Here is a 26308-nt window from a genome sequence, read left to right on the forward strand (position 1 = left end):
TTTACATCAGCAAGAGCATCACTACTATCATGATGCCCACTGCGAACACGAACAGGTACGTCTGCGTGATGCCAGTCTGGCCGCTCTTGACTACCTTTGACATGCCGGCCATTGCGCCCTGGAACGCAGGGTTGATGCCGTCGATTACCGTGCTTTCAAAGTAGCGCCAGATAAAGCGGTATATTGCAAGCGGCCCGATCACCCCTCCCCAGTAGAGGGCGGTGTTGAGGTACCACCTGTTGTAGAGGAACTTCCAGATGCCCCTCGTGATAATGTTGCGGCCAATTGCCTCCGGGTCTGCCTTCCTTGCAATGTAGAACACGTATCCAAGGCCTGCGCCCACCGCGAAGGCGCCCACTGACGCTATTGCCGCAGTCGGGTTGAGGTTGAGGAACACCCTGCCGGTCGCTTCGTGCTCTGGAGCGATTCCAAACGACTCGAGGAGGTACTCGCTGAGCAGGTGGTGCAGCTGCTCTTCAAACATGAATCCTATCACGCCGACTGCTATAGTCGCAACTGCCAGTATCGCAAAGGGCGCCCACATCACAGGGCCCACTTCGTGCACGTGGTGGCCCTTGTGCTCCATCTCTTCAAGGTGCTTGCTCTTGCTGCCAAAGAACGACATGCCTATCATCCTCATGGTGTAGAACGCCGTCATGACGGCGACTATGACCGCCATTGCAAACAGCGGCCACGAGTAGGCATAGCCGGATTCCAGTATCGAGGCAAATATCGCGTCCTTGCTCCAAAAGCCGGACGTAAAGAGCGGGGCGCCGGCAAGCGACAGCGCGGCAAGCATCATGAAAAGGTAGGTCTTTCTCATGTCCTTTCGCAGGCCGCCCATGTCGGTCATAAAGCGCGACCCAACGCTGTGCAGCAGCGCTCCTGCGCCCATGAACAGCGACGCCTTGAACATGGCATGGCTCATCAGGTGGAAGAATCCCGCGGTGTAGCCGTCGGTAAAGTTGAGCGAGATGCCGGCGATGCCAAGGGCCATCATCATGTAGCCTATCTGCGAGCCGGTAGAGTAGGCAAGCACCTTCTTTATTTCCGGGCTCACCAGCGCCTGGGTTGCAAGCAGGAACGCCGTGATGGCGCCGGTCCACGCGACCACTTCAAAGAACTGGCCCGTGTTGAGCGCGGAAAGCGCAAAGAACAGCGGCCCAAGCCTGGCGACCAGGAACACGCCGGCCTTTACCATCGTCGCTGCGTGTATGAGCGCCGAGACGGAGGTCGGGCCGGTCATGGCCTCAAGGAGCCACTCGTTTAGCGGGAACTGCGCAGACTTGCCCACCGCGCCTCCAAAGAGAAGAACGGCAGCAGGCACGAGCAGGTTCTGCTGCGACATGGCTGCCGCCCACGACTGGTCGGCGACAAGCTCCTTGAACCCAAAAGTGCCGGCGTAGGCAAATATCAGGAACATGCCGGCAAGCATCATCACGTCTCCGGCCTTGGTCATCAGGAAGGCCTTCATGCCGGCGTGCGTAGGGGCGGTCCACATCGGGATTCCGCCTGCCATGTGGCCTTCTTTTCCGACATAGTCCTTCTTTTTGTCGTGGTACCAGAACCCGATGAGCGCATACGACGCAAGGCCGACTCCTTCCCACCCAAAGAAGACCATCAGCAGGTTGTCAGAGATGACTATGAGCTGCATCGAGCCGATGAAGAACAGCATGAAGAACCAGTACCTGGTGAGGTCCCGGTCGCCGTGCATGTAGCCAAGCGAATACACGAATATCAGAAACGCTATCCAGGCCACGATGTTGGTCATGGCTATGGCAAGCGGGTCGGCAAGGACGCCTGCCTTCAGGCCGAGCGCCGAGACCCAGGTGATCTGGCTGTGCACTTCGTGGCCGGCAAGCGCCACCGGTATCAGGGTCGCGGCGGATACCGCGCTGGCAAGCGCAAAGCCTACCGCGATATAGTCGCGGGCCTTCTTGCTCCCCTTGGCGATTGCAGGCATTATGGCCGCGCCTGCGAACGGGAGAATCCAGATCAGCCAGACGTTGATTGAATCAGCAAACGATGTTGTTTCTACTACCATATTGTCAGGTTCCGCCTCCATTATGATTGCCAGCGGCGGTTGTTTGCGCAGAGACTCCTTCCTGCACCGGAACGCCGTCGTCAGACTCTTGCCCGAGGGCGACAGGCTCTATTGCTGCTGCAGAATGCGCAGGCAGAGGAAGCACGTTTTCGTGCCCGGCAAACATGCCCTGTATGTAGCCCGTTATCGGGTTGAGGAACAGGTCGGGCATTATGCCTATCGTAAGTGAAAGAGCCGCAAAGACCATCATCGTAACAGTGATGTACGGGCTTGCCTCCTTGACGTGCGCCATCTCTTCTGGGATTTTGCCAAAGAACACGCGCTTTAGCATCCACAGGATGTACGCAGATGTCAGTATCGTAGCCACGATGCCAAAGCCAAACATCGCCGCGCGGAACCAGTCGCCGTCATGGGCGGCAGTCTGCAGGACGCCGTTGAACATGGTCCACTCGGCCATAAAGCCGCTTGTGGGCGGGACGCCCATGATGGTGAGCGCGCCGATGAACGCAATGACTGCCGTGTAGGGCATCTTGCCTGCAAGGCCGCCCAGCTTTGACATGCTCCTTGTGCCGGTTTGCAGGATGATGGAACCGGCCATCATGAAGAGCACGGCTTTGCCGAGGCCGTGCGTTATGTATAGCATGGTCGCGCCGGAAATGCCAAGTATGCTCTCCGAGCCCAGGCCAAAGAGGATGTAGCCCATCTGGCTGATGGACGAATATGCGAGCACCTTTTTGATGTCGTCCTGCATCAGCGCCATGGCGCCTCCATATATCATGGTCGCAAGGCCCCACATGTTTATGTAGAGGCTGTACTGCTCGTAGCTTCCCGTCAGCAGTTCCATCCAGAGCCGGAGAAGGGCGTAGGCGCCGATGCCGATCATTGCCGGCGAAAGCAGCGCGGATACAGGAGTGGGCGCTTCAGCGTGGGCGTACGGGAGCCAGATGTGAAGCAGGAACGCGGCAAGTTTCACGCCGAGGCCGGCCACGAGCCCAAAGACGATGAGCGCAAGCCACTGTTGCGGGATATTCCCGGCGTTGGCCTTTATCGTGTCAAAGTCATAGCCTCCTGCAAAGAACCCCATCGCAAGGAGGCTCAGCAGCAGGACGACTGCGCCGACGTGGGTCCAGAAGAAGAACATCAGGGCTATCCTGCGCCTTGCGCCATAGCCGTAAAAGGCGACCAGGAAGAACGACGGCACGAGCATCAGTTCAAAGAACACGTAGAACTCGATCACGTTGGTCGCAAGGACCGTGCCGAGCATGCCCATAGAGAACGCGAGGTAGAGCGCAAAGTAGAGCCCCATCTGGCTGTTTACGTGCTGCTTTGCCTCTGGGCTCAGTTGCACGATGCTTGTCCCGCCGTGGCCGTGGCTTTCGTGCGATGACGAAGGAGAAGAGGAAGAGGAGCCTTCTGTTTTACCGTGTCCAGGCATGTCCTCCATTATCTTGTGGATCATGTACGGCTTGGAATAGATGGCAAGGACGGTGCACAAGATGTAGATGATTAATGCAAACGGCAGTGCAAGGCCGTCAAGCCTCAGGCCAAAGTCTCCAAACTGGCCCCACTTGTACGTCTCGACGTACGAGGTCGTGCCGCCGTGCAGGAGCATTGTCGGTATGAACAGCAGGCCGGTGGATACAGCAAGAGCGCCAAAGGAGAACCACGTGACGGCGGCGGCCCCTGCGCGCCTCCCGATCACGTACGCAACGGGCGCCATGAGGAGGGGTATAAAGGTCGCTGCCAACAGGAAATATGACTCTGCCATCTTTCTTCTTCTCCCTCTCTCTATCCCCGCATGCTCCTGAATTCTGCGACGTCGATTTCCTTGTAGAGGCGGTACGCCACGATAACGAGGCCAAGGCCGATTGCTACTTCGGCCGCCGCGATCGCGATGGAAAAGAGCGCAAAGACCTGCCCCTGGACGTTGCCGGTCGACCTTGAAAATGCGACGACCACAAGGTTTGCAGCATTGACGATTATCTCTATTGAAATCAGCATCCTTATCGCGTTGCGCTTGACCACGATGCCGTATATGCCGACGGCCACGAGCGCGACCGACACTATGAGGAAGTCTATCAATTCGGTCATTTTTGTTGCTCTTCCTCCTCTTCCTTCTCCACGCCCTCTCTGCGCGCAAGCGCAAGGGCCGCGATCACCGATCCAGCAAGCACGAGTCCAAGGACTATGAGCACCGGCGAGTAGTAGGTAAGCATCTCCTCGCCTATGGCCATAAAGTCGACTGGCGGCGCGGCGAAGCTGTTGGTGCTGTTCAGGCCGGAAGCCAAAAGCAGCGCGCCAAGGCCTCCCATTATGAACAGCATCAGCACGATGCCGCCTGCCTTTCGCCCCCTGTCCTCCTTTGTCGTAAAGAGTGCCTGCGTCCTGACAAGCATGACCGTGAATATCAAGAGCACCGCGACGGCGCCGACGTACACCGCGATCTGGAACATGGCTACAAACGGCGCGTCAAGCAGCAGGAAAAATCCTGCGATGCCGAGCATCGATATAGCGAGGCCTATTGCGCCGTAGATGAGCTCGCGCGTTTCAAGCGCGATGATGGCAGAACCGACAGTGAGCACTGCAAGGCCTATGAATACTGGATCAGCCATGCGTGGCACCCCTGTCGGTTATCTTGATTTCAATGTCGCCGTCGTACTTTGGCTTGACTTCGAGCTGCTGCGGCGTGTATATCAGGTGCTCTTTTGTAAAGCCAGAAAGCTCGTAATCGTTTGTCATGAATAGAGCGTAAAACGGGCAGGCGTCGACGCATAATCCACAAAATACGCACTTGCCATAGTCGATCTGAGGCATGATGCTCTTTTTGTTCTGCTTCCAGTTCTCGTCAACCTTGACCATTCCGATGGCCTCCGCGATGCCCTCGCACGCAATGGCGCAGAGCTGGCAGCCTGTGCACTTGTCGTGCATCAGGATGTGGCGTCCCCTGTATCCTGCGATGCCGACTCCGCGCTTTGGATCAAACTGGTATCCGTCGCCCACAAAGCGGAGCTTTTGCTCGGGGTATCTGAAAGTAAAGCGCCTTATCACAAGGTGCTTTGATCCCGACTCGATTGCCTTGATAAACCCGGAAGCCGTGCCGCTCATCTTACCAGGAGCCCCTCCGGACCAAGTATGCCGCCATATATTAGTGCAAGGGCAACGAACATGTTGATGAACGAGAGCACGATCAGCTTGTACCAGCCTGTGTGCAGCAGTATGTCTATCCTGATTCTGGGGCTGATGCCTCTCGGCAGAAGCATGAGCAGTATCACGCCAAAGGTCTTGAGCGTGAACCAGACTATGGCCGAAAGCGTGACAGGGTTGTAGATCTTTTCTCCAGTGTAGCCTGGGATTATCTCTTGCGGGAATATCACCGGGCCGGCCCAGCCGCCGAGGAACAGGACGACAAAGAGCGCGGCAAGCGCGTACGTCTTTAGATACGAGCCCAGCTGGATGAGGCCATAGATCATGCCCGAAGTCTCGGTGATCCATCCTGCCACGATCTCGGACTCGGCCTCCGGCAGGTCGAAGGGGATCCTTTCAAGCTCTGCCAGCGACGAGATGTAGAACACGAACGCGCTTATGGGCAGGAAAAAGATGTACCAGTATGACGAGATCTGGGCGTCGACAATGCCCGTCAGGTTGAGCGTGCCGGCAAGAATGACAACCGATAGCGCGGATATTATGAACGGGATTTCAAACGCGATTATCTGGTGCAGGGCGCGTAGTCCGCCGATGAACGGATACTTGCTGTTTGACGCCCACGAGAACAAGAGCGCAATGAGCGGGAAGAACCCGAGTATCGCAAAGACTGCAAGCAGGCCCACGTCGACATTGGCCACCACCCAGCCGGGCGCAACTGGAATAAGGGCAGTAACGGCAGCCGCGGTCGAGACGAACGCTATTGGCGCGGCCCAGAATATCGGCTTGTCTGCTCCGGAGGGAACAATTATCTCCTTGGATATCAGCTTCAGGCCGTCTGCAATGAGCTGAAGCCAGCCCTCTATCTTGCCCACGTAAAGAGGGCCGTACCTGAGCTGCATCTTGGCGAGGAACTTGCGCTCCACAAAGATGGTCACCGCTGCAAAGAGTGCTGCATAGGTGAACCCGGGGAACGCCGCCACGCGGAACAGATCCGTATGTATCATGTACTTGACTATCGGGATGGTGCGGGTCGGGTCTGCCACCATTGTCAGGAACAGGTACGGGGTAAGCGGCTCGTCGCCAAGCGGAGGGAGCGGCACGTAGAACAGCACCACGAACAGGAGCGGGAGCCCCACGAGGGAGAATATGATGAGTATCCAGAACACAAGCCACAGGACGCTTCCGATGAACTCGCCAAAGCGGAACGATTCTGTGTACGACATTCTTACCTGTCAGCCTCCACGGGCCAGTAGTTCAGCGACCAGTATATCGACGGCATGTCAGCCAGCTTGTTGCCCACAAGCAGGAACGGGAGCGCAAGCATGTTGCGGAACGAGCCCACCGATATCTTTACCCTGTACGGCTTGGGCGTACCGTCGCTTACGATGTAATAGCCTAATGCGCCCCTTCCGGACTCGACGCGCCTGTAGGCCTCTCCTGGAGGACCCTTGGGGTTTGGCTGGAGTTTCGTGCGCACGTCGCCAGAAGACGGCATCTTGTCGAGAAGCTGCCTCATGATGTGGCACGACTCTTTCATGTCGAGGAACGGCACGTACGAGCGCGCAAACGAGTCTCCCGTCTTCATGTACTGCACCTTGAAATCGATCTCGTTGTAAATGTCATAGGGCTCCACCTTGCGTATGTCGTAGGGGACGCCCGAAGCCCTGAGCACCGAGCCGGTTACGCCGAGCTTTATCGCGTCTTCCTTTGAAAGGACGCCGACGCCTTCGGTCCTCTGCCTGAAAAGGGGCATGTTGTAGAAAATGTCCTCGTATTCCTTCAGGCGCTTTTCAAAGTAGTTGATGTGCTCAAGGCACTTTGCCTTGAAGTTGTCAGGCATGTCGTTTCTGACGCCGCCGGGGATGTTGTAGGCGTGAGTCACGCGGGCCCCGGTCAGCCTCTCAAGCAGGTCGATGAAAAGTTCGCGGTCGCCTGCCGGCCACATGAACATGGTCGAGTGGCCTAGGAAAATGCCATAGATTGCAAGCCAGTACAGCGTATACACCTGCCTGTTCATCTCGGACGCAAGTGCGCGGATGAACTGGCCCCTGCGCGGGACTTCGATTCCCATCAGCTCCTCGACTGCAAGGCTGTACGAGTACGTGACGTTTGTGGAATCGTGGATCACCGGCCTTTCAAGGTGCGGGATGTTCTGGATGACGTTGCGGTACTCGCACATCTTTTCTTCCCCGCGGTGGACATAGCCCGGGTCGGGGTCGCAGTAGACGATATAGTCGCCGTCGACCTTGACCGTGAAGCGAAAGTGGCCGGAACCAGGGTGCTGCGGGCCGACTGAAAGCGTCATCAGCCTGTCCTCTTCGGTCTCCCTGACCACCTGCAGTCCCAGCTTCCTCGTCTCCTCTATCTTTTCTTCAAGGCTTGCCATATGTTATCATCATCTTCCCTTTATCCTGAACTCCTTGCGCAGCGGCGGGATGTCGGCCCAGTCTTCTGGCAGGAGGAACCTTTCGTTTCTCGGGTGGCCGTCAAAGTAGACGCCCAGCATCTCAAACGTCTCCCGCTCGTGGTATTCCACGGACTTGAAGACGTTAATTAAGCTTGGGATGTGCGCGTCGTCGCGGTTAGTGCGCGTAGCGAGAACAAGGACGTGTGCAAGCAGGTCGTCGCGGGTGTACGAGCCTAGGTGGTAGTTGACCTCTATCTGTCCGTCCTTTGGGTAGTCGGTGCCGGAAGCGCACTCGGCATGGTCAAAGCCCATGTTGTCGCGTATGTACGACGCGACTTCGACAATGTTGCCGGGCTCGACCTGGACCTTGATGCGAAGCGGCTTTATGTAAAGAACCTTGACAGCGTCGCCAAAGCGCGTGACAAGCTGCTGCGCAATGCCCTTTTCAAACGCAGGGGGCTCGGGCTCCTTCTTGGCCGCCGGAGGCGCAGCAGCGGCTGGTGCGGGCTTTGCTGCCGCCGGCACTGGCGGAGCCGCGGGTTTTGGTGGCGCCGGCTTGGGCGCGGGTTTAGTACTAGAATTATCAGCAGGTTTTGTTGTTGTTGCTGCTGGCTTGGCTGTCGGAGCTGGCTTTTTCTGCTCTTCCTTGTCGCTGCTCATGTTACTTGATCTTTTGTCTCTTGATCTTTTCTTGGAGCAACATACAGCCCTGGATAAGGGTTTCAGGCCTTGGAGGGCATCCTGGCACATAAACGTCGACAGGGATAATGCCGTCGCATCCCGGGAGGACGTTGTACGAGTCGATGTATAGCCCGCCAGTGATTGCGCAGGCGCCCATCGCTATCACGTACTTGGGCTCTGGCATCTGGTCATAGACCATCCTCAGCCTCGGGGCCATCTTCCTTGTCACCGTGCCCTGCACCACGATAAGGTCGCACATGCGCAGCGAGCCGAACGCCTCGATGATGCCAAACCTCTCGACATCGTATCTTGGGCTAGAGGCAGCTCCAAACTCTACACTGCAGCACGCCGTTTCAAGGTGCACCGGCCACAGGGACCAGATCCTTCCCCAGTTGATTGCGTACCCAAGGGGTCTGTCAAGCGCCCTGACCAAGACGTCTGACAGCTTGGTCACCAGCACGTTAAAGTTGTTCGGTGTTGGGCTTACCAGTTCCTTGTTCATTTACGCAATCTCTCCTCCTCTTCTGCCTGTACTTCGCCGTGACTGTATTTAAAACATGCTAGCATGATGATGATATTTACCAGATTCCCTTCCTCCCTGCAAGATACAGAGCGTAGCCCATGGCGGCAAACATGATTCCAAGGAAAGCGATTATCGGGAGCGTGGCAGTCCTTGGGATGTTAAAGAGGGCCGTGCCCCACGCGTACAGAAAGATGGACATGACGTCAAAGACGACGAACATGAGGATATAAGCATAATACTGCATCATGAAATGAGAGCGGCCTTCGCCCGTTGGCATCTGCCCGCACTCCATCGGCAGGAACTTGACAGGATTGTAGCGGCGCCTCGGAGACACCAGCCTTGACAGGATAAGGGCGGGCACCGAGGCTACAAGACCGAAGCCAAGCATGTAAAGAATTGGCGTAAAGTCTGCAGCGGTCTCCCCAGCCAAGTCACCCATGCTGGCCTAATGAAGGTATAAAATCATTTCGCTTCTGATAAGTTTTGAGTGAAAATTCAAAAAAATCAAAATGACAGAGCACATAGGGCGATCCTACAATGCCTTTGGTATCTTCCTAACCCTAGGAAGATTGTCTAACTATTAAGATTTGTGGGACGAGTGCTTAGGGGCCAGCATAGAGCTTCGTCGCCCACTGCTTTGCGTGTCTCAGTAACTTATGAGCCTTGTTCTTTCAATTGCAAGAATTTACATTCCCTATCAGAATTGACCTCCGGGACAAAGATTTGACAAGGGCATTGGAGAACATCTGTTGCTTCAATGAAGGACGCAAGTGCGTTGGCTCATAAAAAATCTGAGCCAAGCATAATGAACCTTATGGAATACTCTTTGCTATTTGGACTAATTCATCTGTTGACCTGTGAGCCGTAATGTAGTACTGAATCTTTTCATCTGCATTGAACAGCATTACTGCTGCTGGCATTTGGATCGGTTCCTCGTGAATGACTTTTCCGTCAAGCATAATCCGATCCTTTCCCATGTGTGCAGGGATTACAACACCCTTGTGTCCATTGATATCAATAACTTGAGGTTGAACTTCTCCGTTCGTTGCATTAAAGACGCCTTTTGCATTATCATCTGCCATTTTCTGCTCGTCTGTCAAGTCAGGATTGTATCCCTCTTGAATTACAAGTGTGCCGTTTGCGAGTTCGCTTGAAATTTCACCTGGCTTGCATATCTCACGGTCAGAATAATACAGGCTAACGACAAATGTCGCATCGTCTACTGCTTCCAACCTATATCCTGCTGGCAATGAGCTTTCAGCCGGCTTTCTTACCTCAAACTTGGCGTTTGCAAGTGAATCAGTGTCGGCTGGAAGACATCCTGCCGTGCTTGCACCCGATACTTGCGAATTGTTCATTCCTGCCATGCTGGCCGCAAAAAATAGAGATGCAGCAATGACCACAGCAGCTATCGGTATGACGTATATTATTCTTCTATTCATCATTATTCATTATTCACCCCATGCTTCGTATCCAGGATTCTGAACCATGCAATCGTTTGTGGTATAGATCCTAGGACCTGTACCTACCTTATCATCCGTAGTACCTCCCGTGTAGCTTGCAATGTTGTCAAGGACGTATCCATGACCTGCATAACATTTGTAATTGTTTGTCGTTCCGCCGCTGAAATAGTCACCGTATACAACAAATCCTCCCGACCATTTTCCCACTTGTAGGAAATCAAACAAACCAGGCATATCGTTTGTCCCGCTAGAGAATGAGTGGGGAGGCTTTGTTCTGGCGGTTTCTCCAGCATTGTTAACTGGAGTAGTAGTATTGGGGAAACATCTTGTAAAGTTAGTTCCGCCGTATGTGCTCATTAACCAACAGTTGCTTGCAGAATTAGTTTGCTGTTCTACTTTTGCGGTAAATGTTGAGCCAACAGGAATAGTAGAAACTAGGTTATGATTGACGCCGGAAGTGTCATACCAATACTGAAGAGTATAGATTGAAACGACTCCACCGGACTTTAGCGCAAACCAGCCTGCGCCTACGCTCTGAGTCGAAAAGAGATTCATGTATACCATGTAATCCCTGTGATTGTCAAAACTTGCAGGATCAATAAAGGGAGATGCAACTACTGTCAGCTGTCCCAAAGTGCCAGCCATAGCGTAAGTTTTTGTAATACCTTGATGAGCAGACCAATCTGAGGCATACGCATTCAAAGGGATTAATAGCCCTGCGGCAAGGAAAGCCACGCCGATGCCAGCCATTTTCGGAAAAAATTGATATACCATTGCCTAAATTGGACCTCGCTACTTCTATGAGAATCAATGGTAATAAAAGTAATTGAAGAAGGTTCTATAAGAGATCTCCTCGTCTTTATAAAAACCATTAACGGCATGACCTGTGATTAAAGAATTGACATCGTTAGTTGGAAAGTTCGTCTTGAGATTGATTCGCTGAGTATGGTCCCCTACCAGCAATTTTCGTTTTTTGATATGAGGTAATTGCCCCTTACTACCACCATAGGCATATGCAGCACCGTGGAGTTTTCCATAGGAACTTGTCGCTCTTGTGGTTTTGGACTCGGCGCCTTGCTCCCGACTAGCTTTGGCAACGGTTCTACCTTGTTAGGCCTTTGGTAGAAAACCTAACATAATATCATGCATAAATAAATCTAAAAGCAGCCGTAACGAGCGAAAAGGAGCAATGCACAGAAAAACCTAACGAAGACATTTACCTAAGGTATAAAAACTTAACGAGAATTGTGTGCGTGCGTGTACGTGTGCGACGATCGTTTCGTTCAGCCTTTCAGGACCATGTTGAACAGCTGGCGCGCTGCCAACTTGGGATGGTGCAACGCAAGTTTCATCATCTTGCCGGCGGAAAATTCAGCCTTGACAAAGTCGATGAACTCGTCTGCGGACATGTCTCGCAGGATCTCGATCTCCCGGTCCCATTCTTCGTCCGACAGCCCTATCCAGCGAGACTGCACCTTGAGCGCTGAAGCGATTTTTGACGCCACCTTGGACTTCCACGCCTTTTCATAGTCCAGAAGCGACTCGCGAGTCGCGCCTTTCTCAAGCGACCGCGCGCCTACCTCGCCGGCGAGCCTGCCAAACTCGATAGCGTAGCGTATGCCCTCAAGCACGAGCGGGTTTGCCTGCCCTGCCGAGTCGCCCACCATGAGCAGGCCGTCGGCGACCGTGCTTGCGCGCGTGCCCTCGTTAGGGATGAACCCATAGTGCAGTTCTACTGGCTGTATCTTGCCCAGCTTGTCAAGCGGCTTCAACCTCTTTTCCAGAATAGCATGCAGCTTGTCAAGCGGGTCGGCCTGCGACTCGGGCCTGCCGATTCCAACTCCAATCCTCACCCTGTTTCTAGAGAGCGGGAACACCCAGGCATAGCCGGCCTCAGAGTACTGCTGTCCGACCATCAGCGTCCACAGCGCGCTGTCCGCGTGGTCGCAGTAGCACTCGTATTCCGCGCCCACCCCGTAGCGCTTCCACTCGCCGGCCATGCCGGCCCTGCGCGCGGCCGAGGTGCCAAAGCCGCTTGCGTCTATCACAAGCGGGCAGGAAACCTCAAGGTCGCCCGCCGGCGTGCTTGCCTTGACTCCTGCGACGACCCTTCCGTTCTCTTTCTCTTTTTTTACGACATTGATGACGTTGCTCCTGACCATCATCTTGGCGCCGGCCTCTGCCGCCATGAAGGCGAGGTGCTGGTACGTCGCCCTCACGTCGAGGACGCAAGACCGGGGGTTGCTGCCGGCGATCGTCACTTCGTTTGAAGGCGAGACAAACTGGTAACTTGAGATCGGGTTGTACAGGTTGCTTGGGATGCCAAGCGCGTCCATCGAGTCTATCCAGCTGACGCCGGACGTCCTCACGCTGTGCGCGATTGCTTCGTCCTTCTCAAAGAGGATCACGCTTGCGCCTGCCTTTGCAGCTGCCCATGCCGCGGAAAGCCCCGCGGGCCCTCCTCCCACCACGGCAATTTCATATCTTTCCACCATTGTCTCACCCTGCCGTGAAAGAGACCTTTCCAAAGCGCATGTACGGGAGTATCGAGGCGCCTATAACCTTGCGCTCCTTTGATAGCCCAGTCAGGTTCTTTATGCAGTCAAAGACGTTTCCGGCGACCATCACCTCCTTGACAGGGTGCACGAGCTTGCCGTCTCTCACGAGCCAGCCTCCCTTTACCACGCCGGAAAAGTCGCCGTTTACGGGGTTGACGTTTCCAGAAAACCTGCTTATCATGACGCCCTGCTTCATCTCTGACACCAGGCCGTCAAGGGACGACCTGCCGGGCTGGACCACAAAGTTCGTGGTCGCAACCGACGGGGGCGAGCTTGTCGAGCCCGAGGCGTTTCCCGTGCTCTTGGCGCCGGCTTTTTTTGCAGTGTAGGTGTTGTAAAGGAATTTCTTGAGCACGCCGTTTTCGATGACGACGTTTTTCCTGTGCGGGACGCCCTCGCGGTCAAAGCTGGCAGCGGCAAGGCCGTCTGCGTTTGTCGCGTCGTCCTCCACTGCAAGCAGGTTAGACGCCACGCGCTTGCCAAGCTTGCCTGCAAACATGCTCGACTTTTTCTGGACAGCGTCAGAGTTTACGGCGTGCGCCACGACTTCTTCCACCATCTCCATTGCGGCTGCAGGCGTGAGGAGCATCTCGCCCTTGAAACTGTCGATCAGCTTTTTTGCGCCAAGCGAGCCGGCGGCTGTTCGCGCAAACTCGCTTGCTGCGGCGTGGACTTCGATGTCCCTTACGCGGTGCGTGCCACCTGACTGGACGTCAAAGCTCGACACGTCGTTGCCGTCTATTGCCATGCCCATTATCGACCACGAAAACACGCTCAGCTTCTCCGACAGCGAGACGCCGTTAGTGTTGGCAAGCCAGTGCGTCATCACGGTCGCGGCAAAGTTGCCGCTGTCGACGCTTACCCTCCTGTCGTGCGACTTGGCAGTCTTTAGCATCTCGGCGGCAAGCCTTGCGGCGTCCTTGGCTTCAAACGACTCGGCGTTTTTGTCGTAAATCCCGCCGACGCGGCTTACCTTTGACTTTGCTGGAAGGGAGTTGAGCTTGTCACGTGGGCTCACGCGCGCTATCTTGACTGCCGAGTACACCGCGCCCCTGACTTTTTCCGGGTCGAGGCTGTTGACCGCGTAGAACCCCAGCGCGCCATTTAGAAAGACGCGGATTCCAACCGCGCTGGCCTTTTGCGTCTTGGCCTGCTTCAGGTCGTTGTTCTCGATGAACACTTCTGACTCTTTGGTGACGGCGGCATAGATCTCGGCGTCGCTTGCGCCGTGGGCCTCTGCCTCCCGGAGGGCGAGGCGAAGCAGGCTCTCCATCCCTACTGCATGCCTCCTATTATTGCGGTGCACCGGACGTGCGGGCCCCCGCCGTCGACCTTGGCCGGCTGGTACTTGCCGCAGTAGCCGGTGCCAATGTCGTACTCGAACTTGCTTCCGACCATGTCTATCGACTGCAATACGTCAAACGCGTTGCCCGAGATGCTTGCGCCCCTCATCAGCTCCTTTATTTCGCCGTTTTCAATAAGGTGCGCTTCCTGCGCGCCAAACATGAATTCGCCGTTTGCGTCTGCCTGGCCGTTTCTTGCCCCCTTGACGAGATAGCCGTGCCTTGTCTCTTTTACCATCTCGTCAAGCGTGTCGCCACGCGGCTCGATGTACGTGTTTCTCATACGTATCAGGGGCTCGTCGCTGTAGGTAAACGCGCGTGCGTTGCCGGTCGATGCGGTCCCAAATGCAAACGCAGACTCGCGGTTGTGCAGGAACGACTTCAGGACGCCCTTTTCGATTATCGCTGTCCTGCCGGCCTCGACTCCCTCGTCGTCGACTCCGATGGTGCCGGCGGCGTTTTCTGCAATATCAGACCTGCCGCTGTCCACAAGCGTGACAAGGTCGCTTGCCACCTTCTGGCCCAGCCTGTCCTTGACGACAGATCCGGAAAGGACGAAATCCGCCTCGACCGTGTGGCCGACTGCCTCGTGGCACAGGAGCCCGACCATACCGGGGTCCAGGATTATCGTCGTCTTTTCGCCTGTCGCGTATTTTGCCTGGAGGAGTTTGGCCGCCTTTTCTGCTGCCGTCTGCGCGTATTCAAGGTGGCTTTTCTTGAACAGGTCATCCCAGCCGCCCGTTATGCCGATGCCCTCGTTTGCGGTGACGCTCTGGGCGCCGTCCCTTGCCACCGCGGTGACGTTGAACTCGGGCTTTGAATCAAATATCTCCACTTCTGCGCCGGCGCTGTTTGCGATCACCTTGTGGTCCAGTATATCGCGGTAGGCGGCTGACGCAGTCTTGATCACTTTGGCGTGCTTGCGCGCTGCCACCTCGGCCTCCCTTGCGACCCTGACCTTTTGCTCGATGTCAATCCCCGCAAGGTCGCCTTTTGCCTTTGCCACAAACGTCCCTTTTGCCATCTTTGACTCTGCGAGGCCCTTGACCTTGTTCTTTTTCGACCTGCCAAGGACGCGGGCCATCGAGACTGCCTGTACAAGCGACTCTTTAAGGTCGCCCTTTGACATGCTTGCAGTGCTTGAAAAGCCCCAGCAGCCGTCCACCAGGACCCTGATGCCGCAGCCGGCGCTTTCGACCATGCGCACCCGCTCCAGCCGGCCGTTTGCAAAGTTGACTTCAGAGAACGACCGGGCCTGGTAGCGCGCCTCGACATAGCTTGTGCCCCTTGACGATGACGACGATATGAGCGACCGGAGCATGTCGAGCACTGCCTGCTGTTGCAACAACGACGACGATGACGACACACAACCGTGATGTGTTTCTGTAAATTATGTCTTGTGACGGCGGGGTGCATGTATGTATGCATGTATGTATGCATGTATGCATGCATGTATCCTTGCTCCATATCTCATTTATTTGATAATTGCAGATAACCTGCGTTGAAGAAAAGGGCGTTTCTGGCACTGTCTATAGCGGGAGCTCTAGCTGTTGCTGTTGCAGGCATCCTCACCACGGTTGCGCTCGTGCCCGACGTGGCCCTTCCCTTCAAGACGGGCGGCACTGCGGAGGTTGAAAGCGGCAAGCCGGCGCTGCGCGACGGCGCGCTTTTCCTTGAGCAGGTTGCAGAGGGGCTGCAGTTTCCCACGAGCATGGCGTTTCTGGACGCAAACAACATACTGGTACTCCAGAAAAATGATGGCCAGGTCCGGCTCGTTTCAGGCGGCGAGCTTGTCGAGCAGCCGGTCCTGCAGGTCGCCGTGGAGAACAAGATAGAGCGGGGGCTTCTCGGCATAGCCGTGTGGAACGGCAGCAGCGCCACCAGCAACGAGGTGTTTCTCTACCTTACGGAAAACGTGACTGGCGACGGAGGAAACGCTGTCGCCATGAACAGGATCTACAAATACAATTACGACTGGGACCAGAGGGCCCTCGTCAACGGCACCCTCCTTCTCGACCTGGCGGGCGGGCCCGGGCCCTACCACAACGGCGGCAAGATCATAATCGGCCCCGACGGCTACCTTTATGCAGTCATCGGGGACACAAACGACAGCCGGGGAATATCAGACAATGATTTTTCTGACGAGCCGCCGGACTTTAGGTCTGTCATAGTGCGCGTCGACAGGGAAACCGGGGAGGCCCCAGGCGACAACCCGTTCTACGGGACAGAAGGGCTGGAAAAAGCCTACGCGTACGGCATAAGGAACAGCTTTGGGATGGACTTTGACCCCGTCACAAACAGCCTGTGGATGACTGAAAACGGCCCGACCTCGTACGACGAGATAAACGTGGTGCCGCCGGGGTTCAACAGCGGATGGGACAAGTTCACGGGCCCGATTGCCAGGAGCAACGCCACGATGGACGACCTTGTCATGGTCAAAGGCGCAAGATACGGCGATCCGGCCTTTAGCTGGTACATCCCTGTCGGCGTGACGGACATCGAGTTTTTCGACTCGGAGAAACTGGGCGAGAAATACAGGGACAACATCTTTGTAGGAGACGTCAACAACGGAAACCTCTATTTCTTTGAAGCAGACCAGAACAGGACGGGGCTTTACTTCGGCTACGAGCATCCCGGGCTTGCAGACCTCATCGCAGACCCTGTCCCGGACAAGGACACGGGCAGGCTTGACGGCGAGCTTCCCTCGATAACCTTTGGCAAGGGATTTGCGGCGATAACAGACATCGAGACGGGCCCCGACGGCTACCTGTACGTGCTGACGCACATTGACGGCAAGATATACAGGATAACGGCAGCAGGCGCCGCAGGGCAGCAGTAGGCTTACTCAAGCCAGGTTGTCTTGCCAGGCTTTTTGACCTGTATGTGCGCAAAATCCTCGCCCTTTTGCGCTCCGTGCCAGTGCCACGCGTACGCCGGCACGCACACAAAGTCGCCTTCTTCGAGATGGTGCACCTCGTCCAGCCGTACCCGGGCGACGTTGTCATTTTCCATTTCCACCTTTGTCTGCAGCGCCACGATGCCCTTGCCCTTTGTTGCGATCAGGATCTGGTCGGTCTCGTGGTAGTGCAGTTTCGTGCGCGCGCCGCGTAAAAACGTCACCAGGTACGCCTCGGCCTCCTTGCTCGTGGCGTCTGTCACCATCTTTTTTATCTCGACCTGTCCTTCAAAGTACTTTAGCATCGCCTGGTCGGGCGCAATGTCGCGGATGTTTCCCTTTAGCATCATTATTATCGCATAACTGAAAAAGGATGAGCAGTTAAATGTCTACGGATTGGCCGTTTCTATAGCGGCGCGTGTCAAAGATCATTTCTGCTATCTTTTCAGCAACCTGCTCCGGCTTGAGCATCCTAGACCTGTTTTCCCGGTAATACACAGGGTCTGACTCTTGCATGCGGGTGTCGACCTCTCCAGGGCAGATGGCCATGACTCGGATGCTTCCTTGCACCTCCCACGACAGGCTTTCTGCCAGGCCCATCATTCCAAACTTGCTTGCGCAGTACGCCGAGAGGTTCTCAAAGCCGGTCTTGCCGGCGCCAGAGCTGACGTTGATTATTGTGCCAGTCTTGGTCAAATGCGGCAGGACTGCCTTTGAGCAGAGGAATGCGCTTTTCAGGTTAGAATTCATCGTGTCGTCCCACTCTTTTTCAGAGGTGTCGACAAGTTTTTTGGCGTAAAATATGCCGGCGTTATTTACCAATATGTCGATTTGGCCAAAGCGCGCGACTGCCTTTTTCACAAGCGCATCGACCTGCGACGCGACCCCGACGTCGCAAACGACGCCCAGAACGCCGTCATGGAATAATTTTCTTGCTTCATCAACGGTGCTGTCGACCTCGCTTTTTGTCCGCGAGCATACTACGATATTGACGCCCTTTTTTGCAAGCAGTAATGCGGTAGCCTTGCCAATGCCGCGCCCGCTTCCAGTCACTATGGCTGTCCTTGCCATCAGAGACATCTGCAGCAGCCTGCGCCTAAAATGTGTTAGAGTGGACGACGGCGTGCCAGCAACAACACTTGGCAAGCGTGCAGTTTGGGCAGTCAGCGTCTGACTTGGCTTGGGCGCACTCTTTTGGATCGCACCCGCAATCCGCGCATCTCATTGAATATTCATTACGCATAGACGCAGATAAAAAGGATCTACAGTTATATCCCCTGCACAAAAACACCAACTGCATATGCAGCTAATACCGGCCACGCCGGCCCCCGAGTTCAGGGAAATCTCGGGATGGGCCAATTCAGATCCACTTTCAATAAAGTCGCTGAAGGGCAAGGTCGTCATACTTGACTGCTGGACCTACACCTGCATTTTCTGCCTGCGCACCATACCCACTTTAAAGCGGCTGCAGGAAAAGTACGGCAAGCACGGCCTTCAGGTGGTGCAGGCGCATTCTGCGGAATACCACTTTGCGACTGACCACGCCAACATTTCAAGGGCTCTTGCCCGCTACAATGTCAGAACCCTGCCTGTGGCATTTGACACCAAGAACAAGACGTGGGAGGCGTACGGCAACATGTACTGGCCAAAGCACGTGATAATCGACCACGCGGGGTTTGTGCGCTACGAGCACGCTGGCTATGGCGACATTACAGAGTTTGAGCCGGTGATTGCAGAATTGCTGGAAGAGGCTGGAAATAAACCATCATCATCAGTAGACTATGACGACAAGAACCCGGACGACGAGATTTTCGACACCTACGGCATGCATTTTGCAGGAATGGCGCCAGAGATATGCGTCGGCTATTCCCGCATGCGGCGCTTTGGCAACAACCAGACGTTCAGGCCGGACGAGCCAAGCGTCGCGGTGGACCCCGGCACGCACTTTGACAACGTTGTTTACCTGCGCGGGAAATGGGTCTGGCAGCGCGAAGGCGTGCAGTTTGCGCCTGGAGGCAAGGAGACAAAGCCGGCGGTAATCATGAAGTACAATTCTGCCAAGAGGGTGCACGGCATCATGGGCACGTCAGACGGCAGGCCGGGCAGGGCAGAAGTAAGGCTGGACGGCAATTCGCTTACAAAAGGGCAGCTGGGCAGGGACGCAAAACTTGAAGAAAACGGTGCAAGCGTCGTCGACATCGAATGGCCCTTTATGCACAACCTCGTCAGGACAGAGAAACCTGAGGTGCACGAGATAGAGATCATACCGCGCTCTGACAATTTCGTGTTCTACACGTTTGTCTTTGGGTAAGTAAGTTTTTTATCGGCGGCAAGTGCTTGTTCCGGCATGTCAGAGCTAGCAGAAGGGAGCGTGGCGCCAGACTTTACCATGCGCGATTCAAATGACAGAATCTTCAAGCTGTCGGACCTGAAGGGCAAAAAGAGCGCGGCAGTCTACTTTTACCCGAGGGACTTTACCCCCGGCTGCACGACAGAGGCTGCCGAGTTTACCCGCGACTACAAGAAATTCCAGGACGCCGGCATCGAGATAATAGGCATCAGCCCCGACACGGAAGACTCGCACGACAAGTTCCGCGAGAAAATGGGCATACCCTACCCGCTTGTTTCGGACCCGGAAAAAGAGGTCGCAAAAAGCTATGGCGTGTACGGGAAAAAGACCTTCATGGGCCGCGAGTTCATGGGCGTCATCCGGTCGACGTTCCTTGTAGACAAGTCCGGCAAGGTGGTCAAGGTGTTTGGCAAGGTCAAGCCGGCAGGCCACAGCAAAGAAGTGCTAGAGTCATTTAGTGTCGGCAGCTGACTCGACAAGCTCTGACAGGTGCTCCAGAATCCTGATGTGGTGCTCCTCGTCGACGCTTATGCTCTTTAAAAGCGCCGCCGTTTCCGGGTCGTCGGCCATTTCCGCGCATTTCAAGAGCGCGTCGTGCGACTCGCGCTCGTCGGCAATGGATTCCTGGATTCCCTTCTTGGTCAGGGACGCGCTTCCGGTGGCACCTTCAATGTCGGCCATTATGCGCGAGATGTATTCAATGTGGCGCAGGCCGTCTGACAGGAGGGAATGCAGGTAGCTGCGCACAAGGTTGTTCTCCACAGTCGTCAGCACGGACATGTAGTGCATGAGCTCCTTGACCTCTGCCTCGTGCTGCGCCTTTAGGAGCGAGTACAGCTTTTGCTTCTTCTCAAGCTGCTTGAGCCGGGGGTCCATTGGCAGATTTTTACATGCAGAACTGCAATAAAAGAGTGTGTTTAGGTTTAAATAACTTGGACGGGACTGGGATAGCGGTTGTCGTCGTCCGAGCCCACCGCCACTGCCGCAGCGTGTACGTGCCCCTGCCACAAAAAATACGGCGACAGGTCGTACTGCAACAAGTGCATAGACCACCACAAGACGTCGCCTCACTATCAGGTACTCAAGAAATTCGAGTAGCGACAGATTTTTTCGTGCACATTTTTCCTTTGGCCCCAGAAGAAGAACACAGTGTGTACTGCCGCTTGAAAATAATATAATTAATGGTGCGGGAGATGGGATTTGAACCCACGAACCCCTTCGGGATAAGAGCCTCAGTCTTACGCCTTTGGCCAAGCTGGGCGACTCCCGCTCCAACCTACACGCTTTCACTCGCTAATTTGAATATTTTCATTGCCGCGTACACAATGGTGATGTACAGAAACTCGGATGTTTGTGCCTTGCAAAAAGAACAAAAAAGCTGCCAGAACGCCTGCTTCTACAATGGTTTTTATAAGACTCGATCCAAACAACAGAGCGCATGCTTGTTCCGGTGCGCTGCTTCACCTGCGGCGGTCTTATTGCTGACAAGTACGGCGAGTATTCAAACAGGGTCAAGGCTGGAGAGGACCCGGCAAAGGTGATGGACTCGCTTGGAGTCAAGCGTTACTGTTGCAGGCGCATGTTCATCTCGACCGTCGAGACAATATACCAGATCATCCCCTACTACGAGGCGCTCAGGCGCAGGATGTCCGAAGTCCAGACGGAAATTGAATAGTAGAATAAATAAATAACGACTTGCGTCAGTTTTCCCTCGATGCCTTCCTCCATCACCGCACTTGACGCCAGAATAGTCTTTAACAGCCGCGGAAGCAAGACCATAGAAGTTGACGTCGTGACAGACAAGAAATTTTCAGGCCGCGCCTGCGCGCCGTCCGGCGCAAGCGTCGGCAAGCTGGAGGCCCAGAGCTTTCCAGACAACAAGCCTGAAAAAGCGCTTGCGGCGTTTAACGCAAACAGGAGAAAATTCATCGGCCTTGACGCCTCTGACACCAAGGCGGTTTTTGACGCACTGCGGAAAATAGACAAGACGGACAACTATTCCAAGATTGGAGGCTCTGTCGCGTACGCGCTTTCAATCGCGGCGGTAGACTCGGCAGCAAAGGCAAAGGGCGTGCCGCTTTTCAGGCTGCTGAACCCGAAAAAGCCGTACCGCTTCCCGTTCCCGCTTGGAAACGTGCTTGGCGGAGGCGCGCACGCCGGCCCCGGCACTCCCGACATCCAGGAGATACTTGCCTGCCCCGTCGGCGCCAAGGGCATCATGGAGGCTCTTGAGATGAATTTCCGGTTCCACTCGGAAATGCGCAAGGTAATAGAGTCGACAGACAGCAGGTTCACGTACGGCAGGGGCGACGAGGGCGCGTGGGCCCCAAGCGTCAACAACGACCAGGCGCTTGAAATTGCCGAGAAGACCATCGAAAAATGCGGCTACCGCCTTGGAAAGGACATGGCCCTTGGCATCGACTTTGCCAGCTCGTCGTTCTGGGACGAGAAAAACAGCGTCTACGACTATGCGAGGCAGGGAGTAAAGCGCGACACCGGCGAGCAGATCGAGTTTGCAAACAGGCTCATCAGGGACTACAAGCTTGCATACGCAGAAGACCCCGTGCACGAAGCGGATTTTGAAAGCATGGCAGTCTTGACGAAAAAGAACCCACAGACGCTGGTGACAGGCGACGACATGCTTGTGACAAACGCGGGCATGGTGAAAAAGGCAGTCGAGTTCGGGGCGTGCTCCGGGGCGATCCTGAAGGTGAACCAGGCAGGGAGCCTGTACGACGCCCTCCAGTTTGCCAGGGAATGCACGAAAAACGGCATCGGCATAATCACCTCTCACAGGTCCGGCGAGTCGGTCGACTCGCACATCGCCCACATTGCAGTCGCGACGGGCTCGAAGATGATAAAAACGGGCGTGGTTGGAGGCGAGCGCATTGCGAAACTTAACGAGCTTGTGCGCCTGTCAGAGTATGATTTAATAGAAGGTATGGCCGAACTGACCCCTACGACATGAGCAATAAGCCCGAAGACGTCTCTTCTCCAGCAGAGGAGACCAAGGTGGAGGAGACTACTGCTGCTACTCCCGTGGTAGAAAGCCCGGAAGGCCAGGACTCCATTGACACTGACAATTTAGAAAAGATGATACTTTCAACAGGCATCAGGGTAGGAACGCCGGTCAAGACGAAATACATGTCGCCTTTTATCGTGCGCGCAAACCCGGAGGGCCTGTACATACTGGACATCAGCAAGACGCTGGCAAGGATCGACGTCGCTGCCAAGTTCATCGGCAGGTCGGACATTTCCAAGGTCGCAGTCACTTCTGCACGCGAATACGGCAAGACCCCGGTGGAAAAGTTCTGCGAGCTGACAGGCGCGACCCCGATACTGGGCAGGTTCATGCCCGGAACGTTCACCAACCCGTCGCTCCCTGACTATATGGAGCCGGAGATCGTCGTCGTGACGGACCCGCAGGCCGACCAGCAGGCAGTCATCGAGGCGACGAGGGCAGGAGTGCCGGTGATCGCAGTGTCAAACAGCGACAACGTCACTTCCAAGGTCGACCTGGTCATCCCCGCAAACAACAGGGGCAGAAAGGCGCTTGCAACTGTGTACTGGCTCCTTGCAAGGGAAGTCATGAAGAAGCAGGGCAAGATCAAGTCCGACAGCGAGATGAAGATATCAATCGACGACTTTGAGACAAAGCTCGTCGAGGAAATATCCTAATTTCACAGGATTTTTTCCTGCCCCCATATTTTGTGTATCAATCAATCCAAAGTGCTTACAGATAGCGAATGCCGTGGTTATGGTTCTGCTCAAGCCTTGATTCAGGAATGCGAGGATCCCACATGTACGGACAGATAAGGGAGACGGGCAGACCGCTTGTCGAAATCAGGTCTTCCCACGCGTCTTCAAGAGCCATGCAATCCAGGTAATTTTCATGGGCAAGGAAGTGGCTGGCGCAAAGTCCAAGCACGTTCAGCCCGGACTTTTTTTCTTGGATAGCCATCCTGCGAGTAGACCGCAGTATCGACCTCATCGACGTCTTCATATGGCCGCTGCCCACGCCCAGGCCGTTGCAATCAAGCATGACAAGGTCTTGCTGCTGTCGTTGCTGTTGTTGTTGCTGCTGTTGTTGTGCTGCCAGGCCGGCATTCATCAGAGTTTTGGCGCGTCCCTGGAGTTCCTCAGGGCATAGAGGACATTTAGACGATTTTTCTTTATCCCCGCGGCGCGAAACGAGGAGAGGATCTTGGAGAAATCATTTTCTGACTTGTATACCAGTGCCACATGCTGGTGGTTTTCGATGCCAGACAGCACGTGTGCGCCGTCGTAACGCCTTCGTATCTCATCGACCACATGAAGGAAATTCGAGAGCTGCTCTGCGTCCCGGATCCTTGGGAATTCGTGCGCCAGCCTTGCCGAAACCTTGTCCAGGACAAAAGGCGCCGCCGGCGGCAGCATATCGTTCAGGGCCTGCGCGAATTTGACGGCAGTTGAGCGTTCCAGGATATTCTCAAGCCTTACGCCGCGCGAATGGTCCAGCTTGTTCCGAAGGACTCGCCAGACTTCTTCCCCAAGAAAGTCAGTCAGCGAGTCTTCTATTGCATCTACAGCTTTTCTTGTAAGCAATAGCTAACGGGCTCCAAGTTACCATTATGGAATTGAGAAAGAGAGATACTTAACCATTCGTCAAGCGACTCTATCAGGATAAGGGTTTTTTATGCCAGGTTGGTAGTGTTTTCCCTCACTGCACACTTGCAATTTGGCTCAAATCACCTATCTGGCCGGGAGTTTATCGCATTCGTCCCAGACGGCGCAAGGAGGCCTATTTTAACGTCTAAATACGGGAAGTCGTTTTCTATTTCCGGTTGATGGTAAATAGCAACGACGACGACGGCAGGCATTCAAGTTGTTGCCACAGAGTGCCATTTTCAATGACGATGATGATTACAACAAATTTAGCACATATTAATAACAAAAAGAAAATTGCAGGATTTTTTGCTGTCCAGAAAAAAATAACAACAGCAACAACAACAGTAGTAGTAGCAGCATCAGTGGTAGAGGAAACAGCATCTTGACCAAGCCGACAAAAAGACCGCCGGCCGTCGCCGGCATGTTTTATCCTTCAAACGAGCACGAGCTGCGGCTGACCATAGACCAGTCCTTCCGCAACACCAAGTTCGGGCCGGGAAGGCCCCCGCCCGCGCTGACAACATCAGCAGAAGAAGAGCGCAAGATATACGGCATTGTTTGCCCGCACGCCGGCTACACGTACTCTGGCGCGGTGGCGGCAAACGGCTTTTACGCCATTTCCGCAAGCGACTTTGACAACGTCGTGATGGTGGGGCCAAACCACTACGGGATAGGTTCCGGCGTGGCGACCATGAAGGGCGGGACGTGGGAGACGCCCCTCGGGCAGGTGCAGGTAAACAGCGAATGGACGCAAGAGATCGCAAGGAAATCCGGCATCATCGACTTTGACGACTTTGCCCACAGCCGCGACCACTGCCTCGAGGTGCAGCTGCCTTTCCTGCAGTCGATAAAGAGCAGGTTCACGATTGTGCCGGTTATCCTGATAATGCAGGACATCGACACCGCGTTTGACGTCGGAAAGGCCATAGCCGACACGGTTGTAGAGAATCCAAAGACAAAGACGATTTTGATTGCGTCGTCGGACCTTACTCACTATGAGCCAAACATAATGGCGCACGAAAAAGACAATGAACTGATAAAGGCGATGCTTACCCTCGACGTCACGAAATTCTACGCTGTGCTGGAGAGGATGGACGTTTCTGCGTGCGGGTACGGCGCCATTGCGTCAATAATGGTCGCCGCAAAGAACCTGGGCGCGACCCGGGGCGAGCTGTTGAAATATGCGACCAGCGGAGACGTGACAGGGGACACGGACGCGGTGGTCGGCTATTCATCGGTGATATTTGTATGACTGTAACAGCAACAGCGGTAGCAAAGGCAAGGGCGGCGGCTCCGGCAAAGATAATCCTGTTTGGCGAGCATTTCGTCGTGTACGGCAACCCTGCAATACTTGCGTCCATCAACCGCAGGATAACCGTCACGGCAAAGAAATCCAGGGACGGCGGCAAGGTCAAGATAAAATCTGACATCGCATCAGGCGAGTTTGACGGCTCGACGTTCCGGCTTATCGAGGGCGCCAACGCGCGCGCAACCCTGGAGCCTCTGTATTACGCGGCCAGGCAGGCGCTTGACGACAAGAAGCAGCAAAAGGGAGGGCTTGAGATAGAGATAAAATCAGACATCCCCTACGGAGTGGGCCTCGGGTCGTCCGCCGCGGCGCTTGTAGCCACAATTGCGGCAGTCGAGTCGCTTCTTGGCAGGGCAGACAAAAAGAAGGTCTGCGAGAGCGCGATTGAAGCAGAGAAGATAATCCACAAGAACTCGTCAGGGGCCGACTGCTTTGTCAGCACCTTTGGGGGCATGATGCACTACAGCAAGGGCGGCGGCTTTAAAAAAGTCGAGGCAAAGACCAAGCTCTTCCTCGTCATCGGGGACACCGGAATAAAGCACAACACGGGCGACCTTGTCTCAAGCGTGCGCAAGCTGAAGGAGGCAAACCAGATGGCGTTTTCCGGCCTGATGTCGCAGTCCAGGGACATCTGCAACCAGGCCCTTGCCGCGCTCAACAGCGGCAACACGGAGCACCTCGGCATGCTGATGAACGAAAACCAGCTCCTGCTTGAGCGCCTCGGAGTATCGCACGAAAAGGCAGACGACCTGATAGACGTGGCAAGGCGTGCGGGCGCGCTTGGAGCCAAGATAACGGGTGCAGGAGGCGGGGGCGCGATAATAGCGCTGGCCGCTTCAAAGGAGGACAGCGAGAGGATCGCATCGGCGATAAAGGAAACAGGCCAGGGCGCCTTTGAAGTCGAGATCGACACCAAGGGCCTGGTCCTTGGCTAGACGGCTGT

General features: G+C 55.1%; 30 protein-coding genes and 1 tRNA gene. 10 read left to right on the forward strand and 21 right to left on the reverse strand.

Annotated elements, in window-relative coordinates; genetic code table 11:
* Nucleotide 1: 1 nt before the first annotated feature.
* From NVIE_RS05595 to NVIE_RS05665, 15 genes are all read right to left on the reverse strand, one after another.
* Nucleotides 2-2044, reverse strand: coding sequence for an NADH-quinone oxidoreductase subunit 5 family protein (locus NVIE_RS05595; protein WP_075056016.1), 2043 nt, complete (start codon nucleotides 2042-2044; stop codon nucleotides 2-4).
* 4 nt (nucleotides 2045-2048) lie between these two features.
* A complete protein-coding gene (locus tag NVIE_RS05600) occupies nucleotides 2049-3812 on the reverse strand; it encodes a complex I subunit 4 family protein (RefSeq protein WP_084790647.1) in 1764 nt (587 codons plus the stop codon).
* Nucleotides 3813-3832: 20 nt separating this feature from the next.
* Nucleotides 3833-4135: an NADH-quinone oxidoreductase subunit NuoK gene (gene nuoK / locus NVIE_RS05605; RefSeq protein ID WP_075054406.1), complete on the reverse strand. Its 303-nt coding sequence runs from the start codon at nucleotides 4133-4135 to the stop codon at nucleotides 3833-3835.
* Complete coding sequence (locus NVIE_RS05610; protein WP_075054407.1) at nucleotides 4132-4656, reverse strand: NADH-quinone oxidoreductase subunit J family protein; 525 nt, start codon at nucleotides 4654-4656, stop codon at nucleotides 4132-4134. The genes nuoK and NVIE_RS05610 overlap by 4 nt, the downstream gene beginning before the upstream one ends.
* On the reverse strand, nucleotides 4649-5149 hold the full coding sequence (locus tag NVIE_RS05615) for an NADH-quinone oxidoreductase subunit I (protein ID WP_075054408.1): 501 nt from the start codon (nucleotides 5147-5149) through the stop codon (nucleotides 4649-4651). Before NVIE_RS05615 ends, NVIE_RS05610 begins: the two co-directional genes overlap by 8 nt.
* Nucleotides 5146-6411, reverse strand: coding sequence for a complex I subunit 1/NuoH family protein (locus NVIE_RS05620; RefSeq protein WP_075054409.1), 1266 nt, complete (start codon nucleotides 6409-6411; stop codon nucleotides 5146-5148). The genes NVIE_RS05615 and NVIE_RS05620 overlap by 4 nt, the downstream gene beginning before the upstream one ends.
* Nucleotides 6412-6413: 2 nt before the next feature.
* Entirely contained in the window at nucleotides 6414-7493 is a 1080-nt protein-coding gene (locus NVIE_RS05625) for an NADH-quinone oxidoreductase subunit D (RefSeq protein ID WP_374213691.1), read from the reverse strand.
* A gap of 90 nt (nucleotides 7494-7583) precedes the next feature.
* Nucleotides 7584-8255, reverse strand: a complete 672-nt coding sequence (locus NVIE_RS05630; RefSeq protein WP_084790648.1) for an NADH-quinone oxidoreductase subunit C — start codon at nucleotides 8253-8255, stop codon at nucleotides 7584-7586.
* 1 nt (nucleotide 8256) lies between these two features.
* Nucleotides 8257-8778 carry an NADH-quinone oxidoreductase subunit B gene (locus tag NVIE_RS05635; protein ID WP_075054412.1) on the reverse strand — a complete coding sequence of 174 codons (522 nt, stop codon included), beginning with the start codon at nucleotides 8776-8778 and terminating at the stop codon, nucleotides 8257-8259.
* A gap of 76 nt (nucleotides 8779-8854) precedes the next feature.
* Entirely contained in the window at nucleotides 8855-9187 is a 333-nt protein-coding gene (locus NVIE_RS05640) for an NADH-quinone oxidoreductase subunit A (protein ID WP_075056017.1), read from the reverse strand.
* Between the two features lie 424 nt (nucleotides 9188-9611).
* A complete protein-coding gene (locus NVIE_RS05645) occupies nucleotides 9612-10244 on the reverse strand; it encodes a hypothetical protein (RefSeq protein ID WP_075054413.1) in 633 nt (210 codons plus the stop codon).
* 6 nt (nucleotides 10245-10250) lie between these two features.
* Nucleotides 10251-11036, reverse strand: a complete 786-nt coding sequence (locus tag NVIE_RS05650; protein WP_075054414.1) for a hypothetical protein — start codon at nucleotides 11034-11036, stop codon at nucleotides 10251-10253.
* 509 nt (nucleotides 11037-11545) lie between these two features.
* Nucleotides 11546-12757, reverse strand: coding sequence for an NAD(P)/FAD-dependent oxidoreductase (locus NVIE_RS05655; protein WP_075054415.1), 1212 nt, complete (start codon nucleotides 12755-12757; stop codon nucleotides 11546-11548).
* A 4-nt stretch (nucleotides 12758-12761) separates the two neighbouring features.
* Nucleotides 12762-14093 carry a TldD/PmbA family protein gene (locus NVIE_RS05660; RefSeq protein WP_075054416.1) on the reverse strand — a complete coding sequence of 444 codons (1332 nt, stop codon included), beginning with the start codon at nucleotides 14091-14093 and terminating at the stop codon, nucleotides 12762-12764.
* Between the two features lie 2 nt (nucleotides 14094-14095).
* Nucleotides 14096-15529: a TldD/PmbA family protein gene (locus tag NVIE_RS05665; protein ID WP_144239529.1), complete on the reverse strand. Its 1434-nt coding sequence runs from the start codon at nucleotides 15527-15529 to the stop codon at nucleotides 14096-14098.
* 135 nt (nucleotides 15530-15664) lie between these two features.
* Between NVIE_RS05665 and NVIE_RS05670 the strand changes: the two genes are divergently transcribed.
* Nucleotides 15665-17002: a PQQ-dependent sugar dehydrogenase gene (locus NVIE_RS05670; protein ID WP_075054417.1), complete on the forward strand. Its 1338-nt coding sequence runs from the start codon at nucleotides 15665-15667 to the stop codon at nucleotides 17000-17002.
* Nucleotides 17003-17004: 2 nt separating this feature from the next.
* Here the strand turns inward: NVIE_RS05670 and NVIE_RS05675 are convergent, their stop codons facing one another.
* Together NVIE_RS05675 and NVIE_RS05680 are read right to left on the reverse strand one after the other, a co-directional pair.
* A complete protein-coding gene (locus NVIE_RS05675; RefSeq protein WP_075054418.1) occupies nucleotides 17005-17409 on the reverse strand; it encodes a cupin domain-containing protein in 405 nt (134 codons plus the stop codon).
* Between the two features lie 31 nt (nucleotides 17410-17440).
* Nucleotides 17441-18139, reverse strand: coding sequence for an SDR family NAD(P)-dependent oxidoreductase (locus tag NVIE_RS05680; protein ID WP_075054419.1), 699 nt, complete (start codon nucleotides 18137-18139; stop codon nucleotides 17441-17443).
* Between the two features lie 220 nt (nucleotides 18140-18359).
* Between NVIE_RS05680 and NVIE_RS05685 the strand changes: the two genes are divergently transcribed.
* Nucleotides 18360-19370 carry a redoxin domain-containing protein gene (locus NVIE_RS05685; RefSeq protein WP_075054420.1) on the forward strand — a complete coding sequence of 337 codons (1011 nt, stop codon included), beginning with the start codon at nucleotides 18360-18362 and terminating at the stop codon, nucleotides 19368-19370.
* 36 nt (nucleotides 19371-19406) lie between these two features.
* Nucleotides 19407-19880 (forward strand): thioredoxin-dependent thiol peroxidase, encoded by a 474-nt coding sequence (gene bcp, locus NVIE_RS05690; protein WP_075054421.1) that lies wholly within the window; start codon nucleotides 19407-19409, stop codon nucleotides 19878-19880.
* Here bcp and NVIE_RS05695 read toward each other — a convergent pair.
* Entirely contained in the window at nucleotides 19860-20285 is a 426-nt protein-coding gene (locus tag NVIE_RS05695; protein ID WP_075054422.1) for a ferritin family protein, read from the reverse strand. The two genes, bcp and NVIE_RS05695, sit on opposite strands and share 21 nt — an antisense overlap.
* 78 nt (nucleotides 20286-20363) lie before the next feature.
* Between NVIE_RS05695 and NVIE_RS15320 the strand changes: the two genes are divergently transcribed.
* Entirely contained in the window at nucleotides 20364-20507 is a 144-nt protein-coding gene (locus NVIE_RS15320; RefSeq protein WP_158435113.1) for a hypothetical protein, read from the forward strand.
* A gap of 84 nt (nucleotides 20508-20591) precedes the next feature.
* Here NVIE_RS15320 and NVIE_RS05700 read toward each other — a convergent pair.
* Nucleotides 20592-20679, reverse strand: a tRNA-Leu gene (locus tag NVIE_RS05700).
* A gap of 168 nt (nucleotides 20680-20847) precedes the next feature.
* Here NVIE_RS05700 and NVIE_RS05705 point away from each other — a divergent pair.
* From NVIE_RS05705 to rpsB, 3 genes are all read left to right on the forward strand, one after another.
* Nucleotides 20848-21084: a DNA-directed RNA polymerase subunit N gene (locus NVIE_RS05705; RefSeq protein ID WP_075054423.1), complete on the forward strand. Its 237-nt coding sequence runs from the start codon at nucleotides 20848-20850 to the stop codon at nucleotides 21082-21084.
* 39 nt (nucleotides 21085-21123) lie between these two features.
* Nucleotides 21124-22377, forward strand: coding sequence for a phosphopyruvate hydratase (eno, locus tag NVIE_RS05710; RefSeq protein ID WP_075054424.1), 1254 nt, complete (start codon nucleotides 21124-21126; stop codon nucleotides 22375-22377).
* Between the two features lie 125 nt (nucleotides 22378-22502).
* Complete coding sequence (gene rpsB / locus NVIE_RS05715; protein ID WP_075056019.1) at nucleotides 22503-23087, forward strand: 30S ribosomal protein S2; 585 nt, start codon at nucleotides 22503-22505, stop codon at nucleotides 23085-23087.
* Between the two features lie 55 nt (nucleotides 23088-23142).
* Here rpsB and NVIE_RS05720 read toward each other — a convergent pair whose 3' ends face one another.
* Both NVIE_RS05720 and NVIE_RS05725 read right to left on the reverse strand, forming a co-directional pair.
* The gene (locus tag NVIE_RS05720) at nucleotides 23143-23520 is read right to left on the reverse strand and encodes a hypothetical protein (RefSeq protein WP_075054425.1); all 378 of its coding nucleotides are present in this window, start codon (nucleotides 23518-23520) and stop codon (nucleotides 23143-23145) included.
* On the reverse strand, nucleotides 23520-23993 hold the full coding sequence (locus NVIE_RS05725; protein ID WP_075054426.1) for a hypothetical protein: 474 nt from the start codon (nucleotides 23991-23993) through the stop codon (nucleotides 23520-23522). The genes NVIE_RS05720 and NVIE_RS05725 overlap by 1 nt, the downstream gene beginning before the upstream one ends.
* A gap of 305 nt (nucleotides 23994-24298) precedes the next feature.
* Here NVIE_RS05725 and NVIE_RS15325 point away from each other — a divergent pair, with 305 nt between their 5' ends.
* From NVIE_RS15325 to mvk, 3 genes are read left to right on the forward strand one after another with little or no spacing between them, the layout of a single operon-like run.
* Nucleotides 24299-24442 (forward strand): hypothetical protein, encoded by a 144-nt coding sequence (locus NVIE_RS15325; protein ID WP_158435114.1) that lies wholly within the window; start codon nucleotides 24299-24301, stop codon nucleotides 24440-24442.
* Complete coding sequence (locus NVIE_RS05730) at nucleotides 24439-25308, forward strand: MEMO1 family protein (protein WP_227717491.1); 870 nt, start codon at nucleotides 24439-24441, stop codon at nucleotides 25306-25308. The genes NVIE_RS15325 and NVIE_RS05730 overlap by 4 nt, the downstream gene beginning before the upstream one ends.
* Nucleotides 25305-26300: a mevalonate kinase gene (gene mvk, locus NVIE_RS05735; RefSeq protein ID WP_075054427.1), complete on the forward strand. Its 996-nt coding sequence runs from the start codon at nucleotides 25305-25307 to the stop codon at nucleotides 26298-26300. Before NVIE_RS05730 ends, mvk begins: the two co-directional genes overlap by 4 nt.
* The last annotated feature ends 8 nt before the right edge of the window (nucleotides 26301-26308 follow it).

It is taken from the genome of Nitrososphaera viennensis EN76 (assembly GCF_000698785.1).
In the GTDB taxonomy this organism is placed as follows: Archaea; Thermoproteota; Nitrososphaeria; order Nitrososphaerales; family Nitrososphaeraceae; genus Nitrososphaera; species Nitrososphaera viennensis.